Below are 15,946 nucleotides of genomic sequence, written 5' to 3' on the forward strand. Positions count from 1 at the left end.
CTAAGCGCGCAGTCTATCCAGAAGCTCCGCCGCGAACTGCGACAGGGTGTCGTCCCGCGCGCCCATGACGATGATCCGATCGCCGGAGCGGGCCAGCTCCAACAGCCGCGACCCGCAGGCCGCGCGGTCGGGTAGGGCCTCGGCGTTGCGACCCGCCGCGCGAACGCCCGACGCGATGTCCTCCGACCCCACGCTGCGGTCCGTCGTGCCGCCGTAATAGACGGGCTCGGGCATCAGCAGCACGTCGTCGGGCCGCATCAGTCCGGCGAAGGTGTCGATGAATTCCTGCTTCATCAGCTTCAGCGGACCGAACCCGTGCGGCTGGAACTGGATCAGCAGTCGACCGTCGAAGGCGTGCAGCGTCTTGATCGTCGCGGCGATCTTGTCGGGATTGTGGGCGAAGTCGTCGATGACGGTGATGCCGTTGGCCGTGCCGACCACCTCCATCCGTCGCTTGATCCCGGCGAACGTCTGCAGCGCCGCGACCGCTTCCGCCAGTGGAACGCCCAGCGCCCGCACGGCCCCCAGGGCGGCCAGGGCATTGGCGACGTTGTGCGCGCCGGGGACATTCAGGGTCGCCGCAATCCGGGTGCCACTGGCCCGCTCGGTCAGGTCGAAGGTCATGCCGGTCGCCAAGGGTGCCAGGTCGTGCGCCGACAGGTCCGCCGCCGCGTTGCCGAGCGCGAAGGTCAGCACCGCATCGCCCCGGCCGTCGTCCACCATCGCCTGAGCGAGGGCGGCGGTCTCGGGGTTGTCGAGGTTCAGAACCGCCGTTCGGGCGCGGCCGGTGAAGCCGCCGAACAGGTCACGCAGCTCCTCCATCGACTTGTGGTCCAGCGAGATGTTGGACACCACCGCGACCGTCGGATCGTAGCGGGCGATGGAGCCGTCGCTCTCATCCACCTCGGCCACGAACAGATCCGCGCCGCCGACCAGGGCGCTGGCGAAGGGGTGGTCGGCGTCGGCGAAGTTGCGCATCACCGCCCCGTTCATGACGGTCGGGTCGCGGCCGGCCTGGCTGAGGATCCAGGCGATCATGCCGGTGATGGTGGACTTTCCGCTGGTGCCCGCGACCCCGACGGAGGTCGGGGCGGCGTTGAAGATGCGGCTTAGCAGCTCGGGCCGGGTGACGATGGTCGCGCCCAGCCGCTTCGCCGCCCCGATGTCGGGCACCGTGTCCTCGACCGCGCCGGTGGCGACGACGGTCATCTGGCTGCGAATGCCCGATCCGTCCTGCGGATGCAGGGTCACGCCGTGGGCGCGCAGCCAGTCGAACTTCTCCGGCGTCCGGCCCTGATCCAGCGCCCGGTCCGATCCCTCGATCGCGGTCCCGCGCGCCTGGACGATCATGGCCAGCGGCAGCATCCCCGACCCGCCGATGCCGCAGAAGAAATATGTCGTCGGTTCGCTCATCCGGCGTGAGTAGCGACCCACGCGGACTTTGCGCAAGGCACAAGCCGGGCTAGGCTGATTTCGGCTTTCAAGGGGTGCGTGCGCTGTGTCGCTATCGGATGACGGTTCGGCCTACGGGCGTAGTCTCAATGCCGTCCTCGATCCTCGGCTGAATGGGCTGGACGCCGAGCTTCAGGCGCGTCCGCCGATGCCCCAATACATTCGACGGCTGATGCTGTCGTCCAATGCAGTGATGGGGCTGATCGCAGTCTGGTGGGTAGCCGACATCGTCCATGCCGTGCCGGAAGCCTGGGAGGCGGCGCTGGAAGAAAACCTGCCGTACGCCAATCTGCTCTTTTGGGCGCTCTTCTACGGCCGTCTCTACGTTCAGGCACGATACCTGCGCCCCTCCAAGGCCCGCCCGTGAAGATCGGTATCGTCGCGGTCTCCTCGCGCTTTGCCCGCGACCGGGCCCTGGCCATCGAGGCCTGGATGGAGACAAACTTTCCCAAGCGCGAGGTGGCGGTGGTCATCCATCCCTCGTCGCTGAAGAAGTCCGGCCATTTCAGCGGGGATGACGCGACGCGCGCCGCCGCCTTCGTCGAATACGCCAACGATCCGCAGATCGACGCCGTCTGGTTCGCGCGCGGCGGCTATGGCTCATGCCGGATCGCGCAAGACGTGCTGCCCCAGCTGACGGACGTGGCGCGGGCCAAGCGGTATCTGGGATACTCCGACGTCGGATCGTTGCTGGCAACACTTTACAAGGCGGGGTTTCCGCATCTGGCGCACGGGCCGATGGCGTCCGATGCGGTGCGAAGCGACGAGACCGGCATGCGGGCGCTGAACTGGCTGAGGAAGGGTTCGTCCTCGTCGTGGGAGCCGTCGCTGCACGATGATCCCCGCCCGGCGGTGGCCTTCAACCTGACGGTGCTGGATCAGCTGCTGGGCACGCCGCTGGAGCCGGACCTGAGCGACCATGTGCTGATGATCGAGGATGTGTCGGAGGCGGCCTACAGCATCGACCGGATGATGTTCCACCTGACCTCGACGCCATCGATCCGGCGCGTGGCGGGCATCCGGGCGGGACGCTTCACCGACGTGACGCCGAACGAGCCCGACTTCGGCATGACCGGCGAGCAGATCGTCGAATACTGGTGCGAACGATCGGGCATTCCCTTCCTGGGTCCCGCCGACATCGCCCATGACGCGGACAACAAGGTCGTGCCGTTCGGGCCACGGCGCTAACCCTTTCGCTCTCGCATCCGGCGAACTCTATCGACAGCGAACGGCGCTCTGGGTCAGATGCAGCCCGATGGGGCGTAACGGTATTCTAACCCTGCCGGCATGGACACGGGCGGCCATGGTCGGCGTGATGGGTTTGACCGTTCTCGCAAGCGCGACGGCCGTATCGGGGGATGCGGTCGCGGCGGCGGAGAGCCGCAGCTTCATCACTTCCGACGGGGCCCGTCTTCATTATCTGGAGGCGGGCCCTACGGAGGCCCGCACGGTGCTGTTCGTGCCTGGATGGACCATGCCCGCCTGGATCTTTCAGGCCCAGATCGACGCCCTGTCCGACCGCTATCACGTCCTGGCCCTGGATCCGCGCGGGCAGGGCGAGAGCGAGGTCGCGCCGTTCGGCTATACCTATGAACGCAGGGGCCGCGACGTGGGTGAGATGATCCACCATGCGGGGCGGGGCGGCGTCGTCCTGGTCGGTTGGTCGCTGGGGGTTCTGGACTGCCTGTCCTGGGTCGCCCAGGCGGGAAACCGCGCGCAGATCGCGGGCATGGTGCTGATCGACAACTCCATCGGCGAGGAACCCGCGCCCCGCGCCGTGGCGTCGGGCTCGCGTTCCGCCACCCCGGCGCCGCTGCCCAGCCCGCAGGAGCGGCGAACCCGCCGTGAGGCCTTCGTCGCCTCGATGTTCGCCCATGATCCGGGAGCGGACTATCGCGCGCGCCTGACGGAGCAATCCCTGAGGATGCCGGTGGAGGACGAACGTCGCCTGCTGGCCTATGACGCCCCGCGCGAATACTGGGCGTCGGCGGTGCATTCCTGGTCGACGCCGGTCCTCTATGTCGTCCGGCCCCGCTGGGAAGCCCAGGGGCGGACCCTGATGCGAACCCACGAACGGGCGTCGATGGTGGTGTTTCCCGATGCCGGACATGCGCTGTTCGTGGACGAGCCGGATCGCTTCAACCGCCTGCTGATCGATTTCATCGAGCAGCAGGTCGGGCCGGAGCCGAAGGAGTGACCGCCGCGACCGCGCGCACCCGCGCGGCCCTGATCCCCCTGTTCCTGATCGCGCTCGGCGTCGTGGGGATCGAGAATGCCCTGACCCGCTACTTCGCCGTCGCGAAATGGTCCGAATACGGATACTGGATCATCTCCATCGTGCTCGCCGGGTTCGCCCTGTCCGGCGTCGTCGTGGCGGTGCTGCGCGACACGGTGGAGAAGCACGGCGTGATCCTGCGGGCCATCCTGCCCGGTGCGATGACCCTGGCGGCGGCGCTGGGCTATCAATGGGTGACGCAGAACCCCTTCAACCCCCTGCAGCTGCAGAACCCGACGACCTGGCCCGATCAGGTGCGCAACATCGGGATGTACTACGCGGCCCTGCTGCCGTTCTTCTTTCTGGCCGGGCTCTACATCAGCCTGATCTTCGTGCTGAACCCCAGGGAGATCGGCCGGGTCTATGGGTATGACCTGATCGGGGCGGGGGTCGGGTCGGCGGTGGCGCTGGGGCTGATGTTCGTCGTCCACCCCTTCCTGCTGGCCCCCGTCCTGCTGGTCCCGCTGGCGCTGTCGACCCTGTTCCAGCCTGGGCGGCTCAGTTGGCTGGGGGGAGGTCTGGCCGGCGCGGCCCTGGTGGCGGGCGAGGCGATCCTGTTCCTCGGCACCCCGCCGGCGTTCAGCGAGTTCAAGGCCATCTATGCGCCGCTGAACACCCCGGGCGCGGCCGTCGTCGCCGAGATCCGCCAGCCGCGCGGCCACTATCTGCTGCTGGACGACTTCACCGAGCGGGTGGACGCCGACGTGTCGAACAACGCCGGCATGATGGGCGTCGCCGGACCACCCAAGACCTATGGCCTGTACCGCGACGGCAACCGCATCGCCTCCCTGCCCATGGCGGGGCGAGTGGAAGCCGCCTATGCGCCCAGCGCCCTGTCGGCGGCCCCCTATGCTCTTCGTCCGGGGGCGGAGGTTCTTCTGGTCGGCCTGTCGGGCGGCTATCGCGTGGCCGAGGCGCTGACGCTGGGCGCGGCCCATGTGGACGGTGTCGAGGGCGAGCCGGTGCTGCGCGACGCCCTGCTGCATGGACTGGGTCCATCACCCGCCCTGGCCACCGACCCGCGCGTGCGCCTGCTGGAGGGCGGGCCGATCAATGCGGCCTGGCGCGCCGGAAGAGGCAGTTATGACATCGTCGATGTGTCCGCCGATTTCGTCGATGCCGCCCCGGCCAATGTCACCGGCCTCACCGTCGAGGCGATGGACGCCTATCTGGCCGCGCTGAAGCCGGGCGGTGCGGTGTCGATCTCCGTCTCGATCCGTGACTTCCCCGTCTACGCCCTGCGCGTTCTGGCCACCGCGCGACAGGCCCTGCTGAGCCAGGGTGTCTCCGATCCCTCCGCCCACGTCATGGTCTATCGCTCGGCGTGGAACGCGCGGATCCTGATCAGCCCGACGCCGTGGTCGGCCGCCGACATCACAGCGCTTCAGGCCTTCTGCGCCGCCCGCTCTTTCGACGTGTCGTGGTATCCCGGCATGGACGTCGCCGCCGCCCGCGGCACGCTGTTCAACGACCTGCCCAGCGTCTCGTTCGAGAGCGGCCAGATGACCTCCGACGGCCCGGACGACGCCATCGCCAACGAGGTCGCGGCGGTGTTGGCCGGCCGCGCCTCGCCGTCATCCGGAGCCTTCCACATCCGCCCCGCGACCCTGGACCGCCCGGCCTTCTATGCGTCGCTGCGGCTTGAGCATCCCGGCACCCTGATCCGCCGTCTGGAGGTCCTGCCCCAGGCCGAGATCGGCGCTTTGGTGAACCTGGCCGTTCTGGCCCAGGCGATCGTCATCGCCCTGCTGGTCCTGGCGACCCCCGCCCTGTTCCGCCGTCGCGCGGGTGGGGTGAAGGAGCCCAAGAGGCTGTGGCCCGCGCTCTATTTCCCGGCGCTGGGGCTGGGCTTCCTGTTCATCGAGATCCTGCTGATCGACCGGGCGGCCTTTTATCTGAACGACTACTCCTCGGCCTTCGCCATCGTGCTGACGTCGATGCTGATCTTCTCAGGCCTCGGCAGCATGATCGCCGGGAAATGCGCGGCCATGCCCAAGGCCGCCTCCGCCATCGCCCTGGTCGTCGTCCTGGCATGGATCGGCGCCATGCTGCTGGGGGCCGAGGATTTCATGATGCGGACGCTGGATCAGTCCTGGGCCATCAAGGCGGGGCTGGTGGCGCTGGCGGCCGCACCCGTGTCGCTGGCGCTGGGCCTGCCGTTCCCTCTGGGCCTGATCCAGGTCGGAGACGGGCGGGCCCTGCCCTGGGCCTGGGGGTTGAACGGGGCCTTCTCCGTCGTCGCCACGCCCCTGGCCAATCTGATGAGCCGCGACATCGGCTTCTCGTCGCTGCTGATCGTGGCGGCGGGCCTGTATGCCCTGGCCTTTCTGGTCCTGCCGGTCGCCAGGCGCAGGGCGGTGGTCGCGCCCATCTTCGAACCCGCCCCGACCGACGATCCGTTCTGCGCCCTGCCCGAACCCGAACCCGCCCGCCTTGACCCCTTTCCGGACGCTGATCGTCCGTGCCAGACGAGCCCCGCATGACCCAGTTGAACCGCCGCACCCTGTTGACCGCCGCCGCTGGCACGGCCCTGACCGGCATGGCCGCCTGCGACGAGAACACGATGAAGTCGGTCCAGGCCCGACTGAACCCGACGCAGGCCGCCGGAGGATCGGGCGCCGCCGCCAATGCCCCGACGCAGGCAGCGGCCGCCGAAGCGTCGGCCGTGTCCCAGACCGTCCGTATGCCGAGCGAGCCCTGGACCTATGCCCGGTTCAACGCGACGATGGAGGCCTCCAAACGCCCCCACACCCTGACCGAAGCCCAGTTCACCCAGATCCAGGCGAGGAAGCCCGCTGCTCTCGAGCGCATCAAGACCTACCTCGACGGCCGGTTCGGCGCCGCCGATCCGAACGTGCTGAAGGCCTTCGAAAGCGTGCCGCGCGACTTCTATCACTACGCCTACGCGGCCCAGGCCTCGACCGCCTACCAGGCCTATGAGGCGAACCCCAAGCCGTGGGCCATCGGGCATGGCAGCGTGCTCAGCGACTATCTGGGTCAGGCCTATATGACCCAGCTGGCGGCGCCCAAGCCGACCGATGTGACGCTGGAGATCGGCACCGGATCGGGCTTCCAGTCGTCCCTGCTCAGCCGCATCGTGCGCGACGCCTATACGATCGAGATCATCGAGCCGATCGGGCGGGCGGTGGACCAGATCTTCGCGCCCCTCGGCTACGAAAACGTCCACGGCAAGGTCGGCGACGGCTATTTCGGCTGGCCCGAGGTGACCGAGGGTTTCGACACCATCATGCTGACCTGTGTCGCCCAATACGCCCCGCCCGAGCTGTTCCGTCAGCTGAAGCCCGGCGGCAAGCTGATAATCCCCATCGGCCAGCCGTTCCGCCGGGGACAGGTGCTGTACGTCTACACCAAGGACGCCGAAGGCCGCGTCCACAGCCGCCGCGACGTCGGCGTATTCTTCATCCCGATGACGGGCGCGATGCAGACCCAGGCCAAGCCCGCCTGAGGTTGGGCGAATCCATTTGCCGACTGGCGCGTTCAGGGGTCGGACAGCCACGCCAGGAGCCCCAGATGCCCCAAGCCGCCCGCTACGTCGCCCATACCGAAACCGGCCATTGCCACATCCTGGAGGCCCGCAGCTTCGAGGACGCAGCCCTGCATTTCGCCGAGGCGCACGCCCCATGGGCCGAGGACGACGAATTGCGGGTCATCGTCCAGGCCGAGGACGGCGGACCGGAGCATTGCTTCGTCGTCCATCTGGACGCCGGCTCGACCGAAGCCTGCGCCTAGCGGACTGGCGAGCCACGCGGTTCGAGGCTAACGGTCCGGGTCACCTCCCCGGATGCCGAACATGCCCTCTGCCCGTCCCATCGCCTGGACCCTGCTGGCCCGCCAGATCCACAATATCGTGGGGATGGTGATCGCGCCGTCGATCCTGATGTTCGCATTCACCGGGGGCCTCCAGATCTTCCGCCTGCAGGAGAGCCATCCCGGCTATACGCCCGCGCCCCTGATCGAAAAGCTGGGCCGAGTGCACAAGGATCAGGTGTTCGCTGCGCGGCCACCCCGGCCGGCCCGACCCGCGGGCGCTCGCCCGAACGGTGGGGGAGAACAAAAGGCCGAGGTCAAGCCAGCGACCCCGTTGTCGAAGACCCTGCTGCAATGGTTCTTCGTGTTCGTTTCGGCCGGGCTGTTCGTGTCCACCCTGTTGGGGATCTGGATGGGCGCGACCCAGGGGCGGCTGAAGATCGCCGCCCGCTGGGCCCTGGCGGCCGGGACCGTGATCCCGATCGTGATCCTGCTTCTGCCCTAGGCGGCCGCCGCCTCCGCCAGCACCAGGGCGTCCAGCGCCTGGACCAGGTCGGCGATCAGGTCGTCCTCGTGCTCCAGTCCGACCGACAGTCGCAGCAGGCCATCGGTGATGCCGGCGACGACGCGCGCCTCCGGCGTCATGGCGGCATGGGTCATGGTGGCCGGGTGGGCGATCAGGCTTTCGACGCCGCCCAGGCTCTCGGCCAGGGTGAAGGTGTCCAGCGTCTCGACCAGCCGGCGCACGGCCTCGACGCCACCGACCAGTTCGAACGACAGCATCGCCCCCGGCCCCTGCTGCTGGCGCGCGGCCAGGGCGTGGTTGGGGTGGGACTTCAGTCCCGGGTAATGCACGGCCGAAACGGCGGGGTGGGCCTCCAGCAGGGCGGCGACCTTGCCCGCCGTCGTCTGCTGGCGCTCGATCCGCGCGAACAGGGTCCGCACCCCGCGCAGGGTCAGATAGGCGTCGAACGGCGAGCCCGTGACGCCCAGGCAGTTGGCCCACCAGGCCAGCTCGGCATGGTCCGCCGGATCGGCCGCGATCACCGCCCCGCCCACGACGTCCGAGTGGCCGTTGATGTATTTGGTCGTGGAGTGGACGACGATGTCGGCACCCAGCTCGATGGGCCGCTGCAGGGCCGGGGACAGGAAGGTGTTGTCGGCCACCACCTTGGCACCGACCCGGTGGGCGCGGGTGCAGATGTCGGCGATGTCGACCACCCGCAGCAGGGGGTTCGACGGCGTCTCGACCAGGACCAGTTTGGGGTTCAGGGCCAGGGCAGCGTCCAGCGCGACCGGATCGCCCTGATCGACCCACAGCACCTCGAAATGGCCCTTCTTGGCGCGGGCGCACAGCAGCCGATGCGTGCCGCCGTAACAGTCGTGCGGGGCGATCAGCAGGTCGCCGGGCTCCAGCAACGTCAGGGGCAGATCGACCGCCGCCATGCCCGTCGCCGTGACCACGCAGCCCGCCCCACCTTCCAGCTCGGCCAAGGTCTCGGCCAGCACATCGCGGGTCGGATTGCCCGAACGGGAGTAGTCGTATTTCCGCTTCTGCTCGAAGCCCGCGAACGAATAGTTCGACGACAGATACAACGGCGGCATGACCGATCCGTGCGCCGTGTCGGTATCCACGCCCGAGCGGGCGCAGGTGGTGCGGACGTCGTGGGGGCGCTTGCCGGTCGATTGGCTCATTGCTCGATATCCTTCAGGGCGGCGCGGAGGATGGCGGCGACCGCCTCGTCCTCCTTCAGAAAGGCGTCGTGGCCGTACAGGGACGGGGCCTCGACCATTCGGAACAGGGCGGGCAGGCGGGCCGCCAGCTCGCGGATGTCGTCGATCGGCACCAGCCGGTCCGAGGTGAAGCCGACCAGGGTCACCGGCGTCCGGATCGCCTCGGGCGTGACGCTGTGGCGGTCGATGGAATCCGACAGCGACAGCCAGCGGTCGGGCGTGGTGTGGGTGCGATAGGCCTTGCCCCGCGCGGTCAGATATTCGCAGACGGGATAGGCCTGCCCCGCCTCGGCGGGGGCGGTGGTCTCGAACCGGTCGGCGAATTCCTCGGCGGTGCGATAGGTGGTCATGGCCAGTTCGCGGGCCAGGGCGACGCCGTCCTCCGGCCGTCCGGCGGCCTGAGCCAGCTGCAGGATGCGGCGCTGGATGCCGCGCCAGGCAGTGGCCTGCGGATGGGGGCGGTGGGCGGCGGAGACGACGACCAGCTGTTCGATCCGGTCGGGGAACAGCTCGGCGAACGCCAGGCCGATCATGCCGCCATAGGAGCAGCCCACGAAGGCCGAGACCTTCGGATCGCCCAGTTCGTCCAGGATCAGACCCAGCAGACGCGCCTGGTCATGGGTCGTGATGGTGACGGGTTTCGCGCCCTCGGCGGCCTCCGGGGCGTAGTCGAAGGCCAGGACCTGAAACCGCGAAAGATCGATGGGGCCCCGGATCGACACGGCACCCGACCACCAGCCCAGGCCGTTGGTCTCGGTCCGGTGGACGAACCGCCCGGCCGAGATGCCGCCCGCGACGACGATCAGCGGCGCGCCGACCCGACCATGCAGCCGCCCGACGATCTGGCGCTGGCCCAGCCGCTCGCCCGACGCCAGGCGGAAGTCGGTGGGGATGGCAACCTTGATGTCGGCGGCCTCGTTGCCGCGACCGGGCAGGTGCGCGACCCGGCGACAGAGGGGTTCCGTGGGGGAGAGTGTCTGAGTGTCGAAAGCCATGGTGTCGTCTGCATCGTCCCGCCCAACAAGGCTCCGGATGCGATGACAGATCGTGGAGACGTCGCCTCGTCGACGCTCCACTCATCTCTCGCGGAAGGTTCGAAAACCGTCCTCGCAGGAGTTGGCACCGTTCGGCTGGAAACCGATGGTTGCCCCGACGTCAAAGGGCCTATCCCTCGGTCGGTCTTGATGAGTGAGATTACGTTGCGGCTGCGAAGACCGCCGGTCAAGCGAAAAAATCTACCCCGCTGAATCTTCACCCGAGCCGCGTGAGGTCAAAAGCGCCACTCTTTCGCCGTGAGCGCAAAAAAGATGCGCAAACCGGGTTGACGGCGGCGTTCCATCCCGACACCCTGAGATCAACGATCTTCATCAAGGTTTCGCCCGTGTACCGTCTCGGCCGCATCGCCGTTTCGCTCCTGTCCGTCGCCCTCGGGGCGCGGTCGGTGACGCTCGCGACCCTCATTTCGACCACCACCGGTATGACCATCACCGGCCCCTCGCGGGCGGGAACAGGTTAGCGCGCGGAGGTCGAAAGACACCCAGCCAACCCAGACCCGCCCGGCCCCGGCCAGGCGGGTTTTCCTTTGCCCGATCACCCAGATTTCAGAACCCGAACGGACCCCTTCAATGCCCAACGCCCCCCACCTCGCCCCCCATCTCGTCATCGTCGAGAAACCGAACGCCGCACCCGCGCCCGCCGCCGAGGTGGTGGTGCTGAAGTTCGGATCGTCGATCCTCCAGGACCGGTCCTGCGCCCCCGCCGTGGCGTCGGAGGTCTATGGCCACGTCCGCGCGGGCCGAAAGGTCATCGCGGTGGTCTCGGCGCTCGGCGGCCACACCGACCGGTTGCTGGCCGAGGCGCGCGAACTGGGGCTGGACCACGAGAACGACCTGCTGCCCGCCTATGTCGCCCTGGGTGAGGAGAAGGCCGCGGCCCTGGTGGCCATCGCCTGCGACCGGATCGGGTTGGACGCAGCCGCATTGTCCGTGCGCGAACTGGGCATCGTGGCCGAGGGCCCGTCCGAGCACGCCCATCCGGTCTCGCTGCGCAGCGATGCGCTCAGGAAGGCACTGGAGGATCATCAGGTCGTGGTGGTGCCGGGCTTCGGCGCGGTGGGATCCAGCGGCAAGGTCGTGCTGCTGGGACGGGGCGGGTCGGACCTGACGGCCGTCTTCCTCGCGGCCGAGCTCGGCTTGAAGCGAGTCCGCCTGGTGAAGGACGTGGACGGGCTCTACGACCGCGATCCGGCGTCCGCGTCGGGCAAGCCGCTGCGCTATCGCCGCGCCAGCTGGGACGACGCGCGCCGCCATGGCGGGGCCCTGGTCCAGCACGACGCCATCGATCTGGGCCAGGAGCGTCTGGTGGAGATCGAGGTGGCCGCCCTGGGTCGCGCCGACTGCACGGTGGTCGGCGACGCCTCCGCGCCCCCCGGACCGTCCGTGCCCGACGCCCCGCTGAAGGTCGCCATCGCCGGGTGCGGTGTGGTCGGCGGCGGCCTTCTGGCGCGGTTGCAAAAGGACGCCCGGTTCCAGGTCGTCGGCGTGCTGGTCCGTGATCCGAACAAGCCCCGCGACGTGGAGGCTCCCGCCGACCTGTTCACCTCGGACCGCGAGGCCCTGCTGGCGCTCAAGCCCGACATCCTGCTGGAGGCCCTGTCCGAGGGCGGGGCCGGGCACGACCTGATCCGTGCCGCCCTGGAACACGGGATCGATGTCGCCAGCGCGAACAAACAGGCCATCAGCCGCGACCCGCAGGGTCTGGCCGACGCCGCCCGCGCCCATGGCTCACGCCTGGCCTATTCGGCCGCGGTCGGGGGCGGCGCGCCGATGATCGAGACCCTGCGCGCCGCAAAATCCGCCGGGCCGGTCAAGGGGTTCGAGGCGGTGCTGAACGGCACGGTCAACTTCATGCTGACCCGGCTGCAGGCCGGGGCCGACTTCGCCGACGCCCTGGCCGATGCGCGCGTGGCGGGCTTTGCCGAAGAGGATCCGTCGTCGGACCTGGAGGGCCGCGATTCCGCCGCCAAGGTTCGCCTGCTCGCTTTCGAGGCGTTCGGCCGGACGCCCGCCGAGGCCGACGTGCCCTGCGCCGTCCTGTCGGAGGCCTTTCAACCGTCCGGGCCGGTTCGCCAGATCGGGGCCTGTTTCAAGGACGGCGACGGGCTGAAGGCGTCGGTTTCGCTTGACGTCGGGCTGGATGATCCGTTCTTCCAGGCCCTGGACGGGGAGCGCAACGGCTTGAAGGTATACGGCGAGGACGGGCGGGTGTGGTCGTGCAAGGGGCGCGGCGCGGGTCGCTGGCCGACGACCGAGAGCGTGCTGGCGGATCTGGCCGACATCGTGCGGGCGCGGCATGCGTCGCTCGGGCATCACTAGTGCGCGCGCCCGAAAAGTGGTCGCCGGTTTTCGGATGAGCGCGCGCACCAGGGAAAAGCGATAGCGTGGCCGTCTTCACTCCGGTTTCGGACGATCAGGCGCGGGCGTTTCTGGGCGGCTACGACCTCGGAGAATTCCAGTCGTTGCATGCCATCGCCGAGGGGGTGGAGAACACCAACTATCGACTGGAAACCGAGGGCGCGCGCCACGTCCTGACCCTGTTCGAAGCGCGCACCGATGCGGCCTCCCTGCCGTTCTGCCTGGGCCTGACAGACCATCTGGCGGGGCGCAGCTTTCCCGCCCCCCGCCCGGTGCGGAACCGAGACGGCGACTGGGTCGGAAGGCTGAACGGGCGTCCGGCGGCGGTCATCGATTGGCTGTCCGGAGCCTGGCTGCGCGACCCCTCATCGGCCGAGGTCGAGGCGGCCGGGGCCATGCTGGCGCGGCTGCATCTGGAGGCGGCCGGGTTTTCCGTCGAACGCGCCAATCCGGTCGGGCCGGCGGTCTGGCGCGCCCTGGCCGATCGGTGCCAGACAGCCGCGACGGGCGAGGATCGCGCCATTCTGGACGGCGTCGAGGCGGCCCTGGCGCGGCTCGGTGATCCGTGGGCGGACGACCTGCCAAGCGGGCCGATCCACGCCGACTATTTCCCCGACAATGTGCTGTTTCAGGATGGGGCGGTGTCGGGCGTCATCGACTTCTATTTCGGCTGCACGGACCTGCTGGCCTACGACCTCGCCATCGCCCTCAGCGCCTGGGGGTTCGACGGCGCGGGCACGCCGATCGCGGGCGCGGTCGAGGCCTTCCGGCGCGGCTACGAGACCGTCCGCCCCCTGACCCCACCAGAGGCCGCCGCCCTGCCGCGCCTGGGCGAGGCCGCCGCCATCCGCTTCACCCTGACCCGCCTGCACGACCGCATCTTCCACGACCCGACCAAGCTGGTGACCCCCAAGGATCCGGGGGCGTTCTTCAGGCGGGCGGCGTGGTGGCGGGAGTCGGGTAAGAATCGAATATGACGTCTCCTCGCTCCCACGAGGCCGTTCGCATGACATCGTGTTTGCTATGTCGGCAGCAGGCTCGCATTCTGCAGTCCCACGTCTTGCCGTCGTTCGTCTTCAAATCGATGAAGAACCGCTCTGCGACCGGCCATATCCGATACTCGGACAATCCAAACAAACGGGTTCAAGACGGAGTGAAGCGGGACTGGTTGTGTTCGAAGTGCGAAGCGCTCTTTAGCGGGTGGGAGAGGGAGTTTGCCAATCGTGTCTTTCATCCTTGGCTGAATGGCTCGCTCAAAACTCGATACGATGACTGGATGCTGAAATTTTGCGTCTCGGTGTCGTGGCGCGTCCTCAATCACTGTCACGGACTTAACCCTGCTACGCGCTACACAGAAGAACAGAAAGCCCTGTTAATCGATGCAGAGCTGACATGGAGAAAATTCCTGTTGGGGGAGTTACCGCATCCTGGAAAATTCAGGCAGCAGTTCGTAATATTTGATGTCATTGAAGATACGACCGTTCGAGACCTGCCGACGAACATCAATCGCTTCATGACTGGCGCGATAGCAATGGATATCGTTGGTTCTGGACGCTCTTTGTTCGCTTGGTCAAAGCTCGGTCGATTTCAAATATTCGGAACGATCCAAGAGGGACCCGACAAATTCGAGGGCACGCAAGTTCATGTGCGAGAAGGCGTGCTTAAGCCAAGGCAGTTTGTGCTGCCTGCCGGACTACTCGACCTCTACCGTGAAAAGGCAGCTCATGCCCAAAATGCGATGGCGAGTATCTCAGACCAGCAGTTCGCTAAGATTGATGATGCGGTCATGAGTGACATCGACCGTATGATTGCCTCTGATAACTTCGCTGCGATGAGGGCAGACGCTGAGATGTTCGGCGAAGGGGTGATCGTCAGATCGAGAGGTTCATCAGACGGCTAGTTGTCCCCCGAACCCCCGCACTGCCGCCAGCGCCTCGGCCGCCTCCGCCCCGATCACCTCGAACCGTTCGGCCCGGTCGCCCAGGTCGCGGATGACCTTGGGCGGGTCGGGGTCGAAGCCGAGCACCGGCGCGACGTCCTTGCCGAACTTGGCGGGGTGGGCGGTGGCGAGGGCGACCACCGGCCCCAAAGATCGATCGACGCCGCGCGCGGCCGACAGGGCGACGGCGGTGTGGGGGCAGACCACCTGGCCCCAGGTGGCGTGGGCATGGGCGATCTGGGCGCGGGTGGTTTCTTCGTCGACCGAGACGGCGCTGATCTCGGCGCGGATCGCGGCCAGAAGGTCGGCGGGCACGGTCACCTCGCCCTTTCTCGCAAAGTCGGCGAACAGGCCGGCGGTCAGGGCGGCGTCGCGGCCCGAAGCCTCGTACACCAGTCGTTCGAAGTTCGAGGGCGCCTGAACGTCCATGCTGACCGATGCCGTCTCGACGGCGGCCTTTCGCGCATAGATCCCGTCGTTGATGGCGCGGGCCAGGGCGTCGTTGGTGTTCACCGCCGCGACGAAACCCGCGACCGGCAGGCCCATCTTTCGCGCCGCGATCCCGGCGAAGGCGTCGCCGAAATTGCCGGTGGGCACCACGAACACCGGCGGCCGCGTCTCGCCCATGGCCGCAAGCTGTGACACGGCCGAGACGTAATAGGGAATCTGTCCCGCCAGCCGCGCCCAGTTGATCGAGTTGACCGAGCTGAACCGGCCGTGGGCGCGTAAGGATTCGTCGGCCAGCAGCCCCTTCACCAGACGCTGGCAGTCGTCGAAATCGCCACGCACGGCCAGGTTCAGCACATTGCCCGCCTTGACCGTCGTCATCTGGCGGCGCTGGACGGGCGAGACCCGCTCATGCGGATGCAGGACGATCAGGCGGATGCGCGGCTGGTCGGCGAAGGCGGCGACGGCGGCGGCGCCCGTATCGCCGCTGGTCGCGGTGACCAGGGTCAGGGTCTGGCCCGACGCGGCCAGGGCCTCCGACGCCAGCGACGCGGCCAGCTGCATGGCCAGGTCCTTGAACGCGGCGGTCGGGCCGTGGAACAGCTCCAGCAGATACAGGCCGTCCTCCAGCCGGATCAGCGGCGTGACCTCGGGCGGCGCGAAGCCGGCGGTCAGTCGCTCCAGCGCGCGATCCAGCGACCCGTCGGGCAGGACATCGCCCAGGAAGGGGACCATGGCCGCCCTGGCGATCTCGGTATAGCCGCGCCCCGCGGCCCATGTCTCGGCGCCCAGCGTCGGCCACGACGACGGCATATACAGCCCGCCATCCGGGGCCATGCCGCGCAGCAAGGCCTCGGCGAAATCCGTCGCGGGCGCGCCGCCGCGCGTGGAGACATAGGTATCGGGTCGCTGGGCCAT

14 protein-coding genes and 1 riboswitch are annotated in these 15,946 nt (G+C 68.3%); of the genes, 10 read left to right on the plus strand and 4 right to left on the minus strand.

All coding sequences use genetic code 11. The annotated features are described in order from the left end of the window. Positions 1 to 1,413: a UDP-N-acetylmuramate--L-alanine ligase gene (locus AC1DW4_RS01475; protein ID WP_477015464.1), complete on the minus strand. Its 1,413-nt coding sequence runs from the start codon at positions 1,411 to 1,413 to the stop codon at positions 1 to 3. Positions 1,414 to 1,498: 85 nt separating this feature from the next. Here AC1DW4_RS01475 and AC1DW4_RS01480 point away from each other — a divergent pair, with 85 nt between their 5' ends. The 7 genes from AC1DW4_RS01480 to AC1DW4_RS01510 all read left to right on the plus strand — a co-directional run bounded on the left by AC1DW4_RS01480 (position 1,499) and on the right by AC1DW4_RS01510 (position 8,000). After that, the gene (locus AC1DW4_RS01480) at positions 1,499 to 1,819 is read left to right on the plus strand and encodes a hypothetical protein (RefSeq protein ID WP_477015465.1); all 321 of its coding nucleotides are present in this window, start codon (positions 1,499 to 1,501) and stop codon (positions 1,817 to 1,819) included. Further along, positions 1,816 to 2,640: an LD-carboxypeptidase gene (locus AC1DW4_RS01485; protein ID WP_477015466.1), complete on the plus strand. Its 825-nt coding sequence runs from the start codon at positions 1,816 to 1,818 to the stop codon at positions 2,638 to 2,640. Before AC1DW4_RS01480 ends, AC1DW4_RS01485 begins: the two co-directional genes overlap by 4 nt. A gap of 133 nt (positions 2,641 to 2,773) precedes the next feature. After that, positions 2,774 to 3,649, plus strand: coding sequence for an alpha/beta fold hydrolase (locus AC1DW4_RS01490; protein ID WP_477015467.1), 876 nt, complete (start codon positions 2,774 to 2,776; stop codon positions 3,647 to 3,649). After that, the gene (locus AC1DW4_RS01495; RefSeq protein ID WP_477015468.1) at positions 3,646 to 6,210 is read left to right on the plus strand and encodes a hypothetical protein; all 2,565 of its coding nucleotides are present in this window, start codon (positions 3,646 to 3,648) and stop codon (positions 6,208 to 6,210) included. The genes AC1DW4_RS01490 and AC1DW4_RS01495 overlap by 4 nt, the downstream gene beginning before the upstream one ends. After that, positions 6,207 to 7,193, plus strand: a complete 987-nt coding sequence (locus tag AC1DW4_RS01500) for a protein-L-isoaspartate O-methyltransferase family protein (RefSeq protein WP_477015469.1) — start codon at positions 6,207 to 6,209, stop codon at positions 7,191 to 7,193. The genes AC1DW4_RS01495 and AC1DW4_RS01500 overlap by 4 nt, the downstream gene beginning before the upstream one ends. Positions 7,194 to 7,258: 65 nt before the next feature. Beyond that, positions 7,259 to 7,477, plus strand: a complete 219-nt coding sequence (locus AC1DW4_RS01505; protein WP_477015470.1) for a DUF5961 family protein — start codon at positions 7,259 to 7,261, stop codon at positions 7,475 to 7,477. Positions 7,478 to 7,538: 61 nt separating this feature from the next. Continuing rightward, positions 7,539 to 8,000, plus strand: coding sequence for a hypothetical protein (locus AC1DW4_RS01510; protein WP_477015471.1), 462 nt, complete (start codon positions 7,539 to 7,541; stop codon positions 7,998 to 8,000). Here the strand turns inward: AC1DW4_RS01510 and metB are convergent. Together metB and metX are read right to left on the minus strand one after the other, a co-directional pair. Then, a complete protein-coding gene (gene metB, locus AC1DW4_RS01515) occupies positions 7,997 to 9,190 on the minus strand; it encodes a cystathionine gamma-synthase (RefSeq protein ID WP_477015472.1) in 1,194 nt (397 codons plus the stop codon). The two genes, AC1DW4_RS01510 and metB, sit on opposite strands and share 4 nt — an antisense overlap. Continuing rightward, on the minus strand, positions 9,187 to 10,224 hold the full coding sequence (metX, locus tag AC1DW4_RS01520) for a homoserine O-succinyltransferase MetX (protein WP_477015473.1): 1,038 nt from the start codon (positions 10,222 to 10,224) through the stop codon (positions 9,187 to 9,189). Before metX ends, metB begins: the two co-directional genes overlap by 4 nt. A 78-nt stretch (positions 10,225 to 10,302) precedes the next feature. After that, positions 10,303 to 10,420, minus strand: a riboswitch (SAM riboswitch). A gap of 434 nt (positions 10,421 to 10,854) precedes the next feature. Between metX and AC1DW4_RS01525 the strand changes: the two genes are divergently transcribed. From AC1DW4_RS01525 to AC1DW4_RS01535, 3 genes are all read left to right on the plus strand, one after another. Continuing rightward, complete coding sequence (locus tag AC1DW4_RS01525; RefSeq protein WP_477015474.1) at positions 10,855 to 12,603, plus strand: amino acid kinase family protein; 1,749 nt, start codon at positions 10,855 to 10,857, stop codon at positions 12,601 to 12,603. A 65-nt stretch (positions 12,604 to 12,668) separates the two neighbouring features. Beyond that, on the plus strand, positions 12,669 to 13,619 hold the full coding sequence (gene thrB, locus AC1DW4_RS01530) for a homoserine kinase (protein WP_477015475.1): 951 nt from the start codon (positions 12,669 to 12,671) through the stop codon (positions 13,617 to 13,619). A 299-nt stretch (positions 13,620 to 13,918) separates the two neighbouring features. After that, complete coding sequence (locus tag AC1DW4_RS01535) at positions 13,919 to 14,542, plus strand: hypothetical protein (RefSeq protein WP_477015476.1); 624 nt, start codon at positions 13,919 to 13,921, stop codon at positions 14,540 to 14,542. Here the strand turns inward: AC1DW4_RS01535 and thrC are convergent. Continuing rightward, entirely contained in the window at positions 14,531 to 15,946 is a 1,416-nt protein-coding gene (gene thrC / locus AC1DW4_RS01540; protein WP_477015477.1) for a threonine synthase, read from the minus strand. The two genes, AC1DW4_RS01535 and thrC, sit on opposite strands and share 12 nt — an antisense overlap.

It is taken from the genome of Brevundimonas sp. P2_A6 (assembly GCF_056404975.1).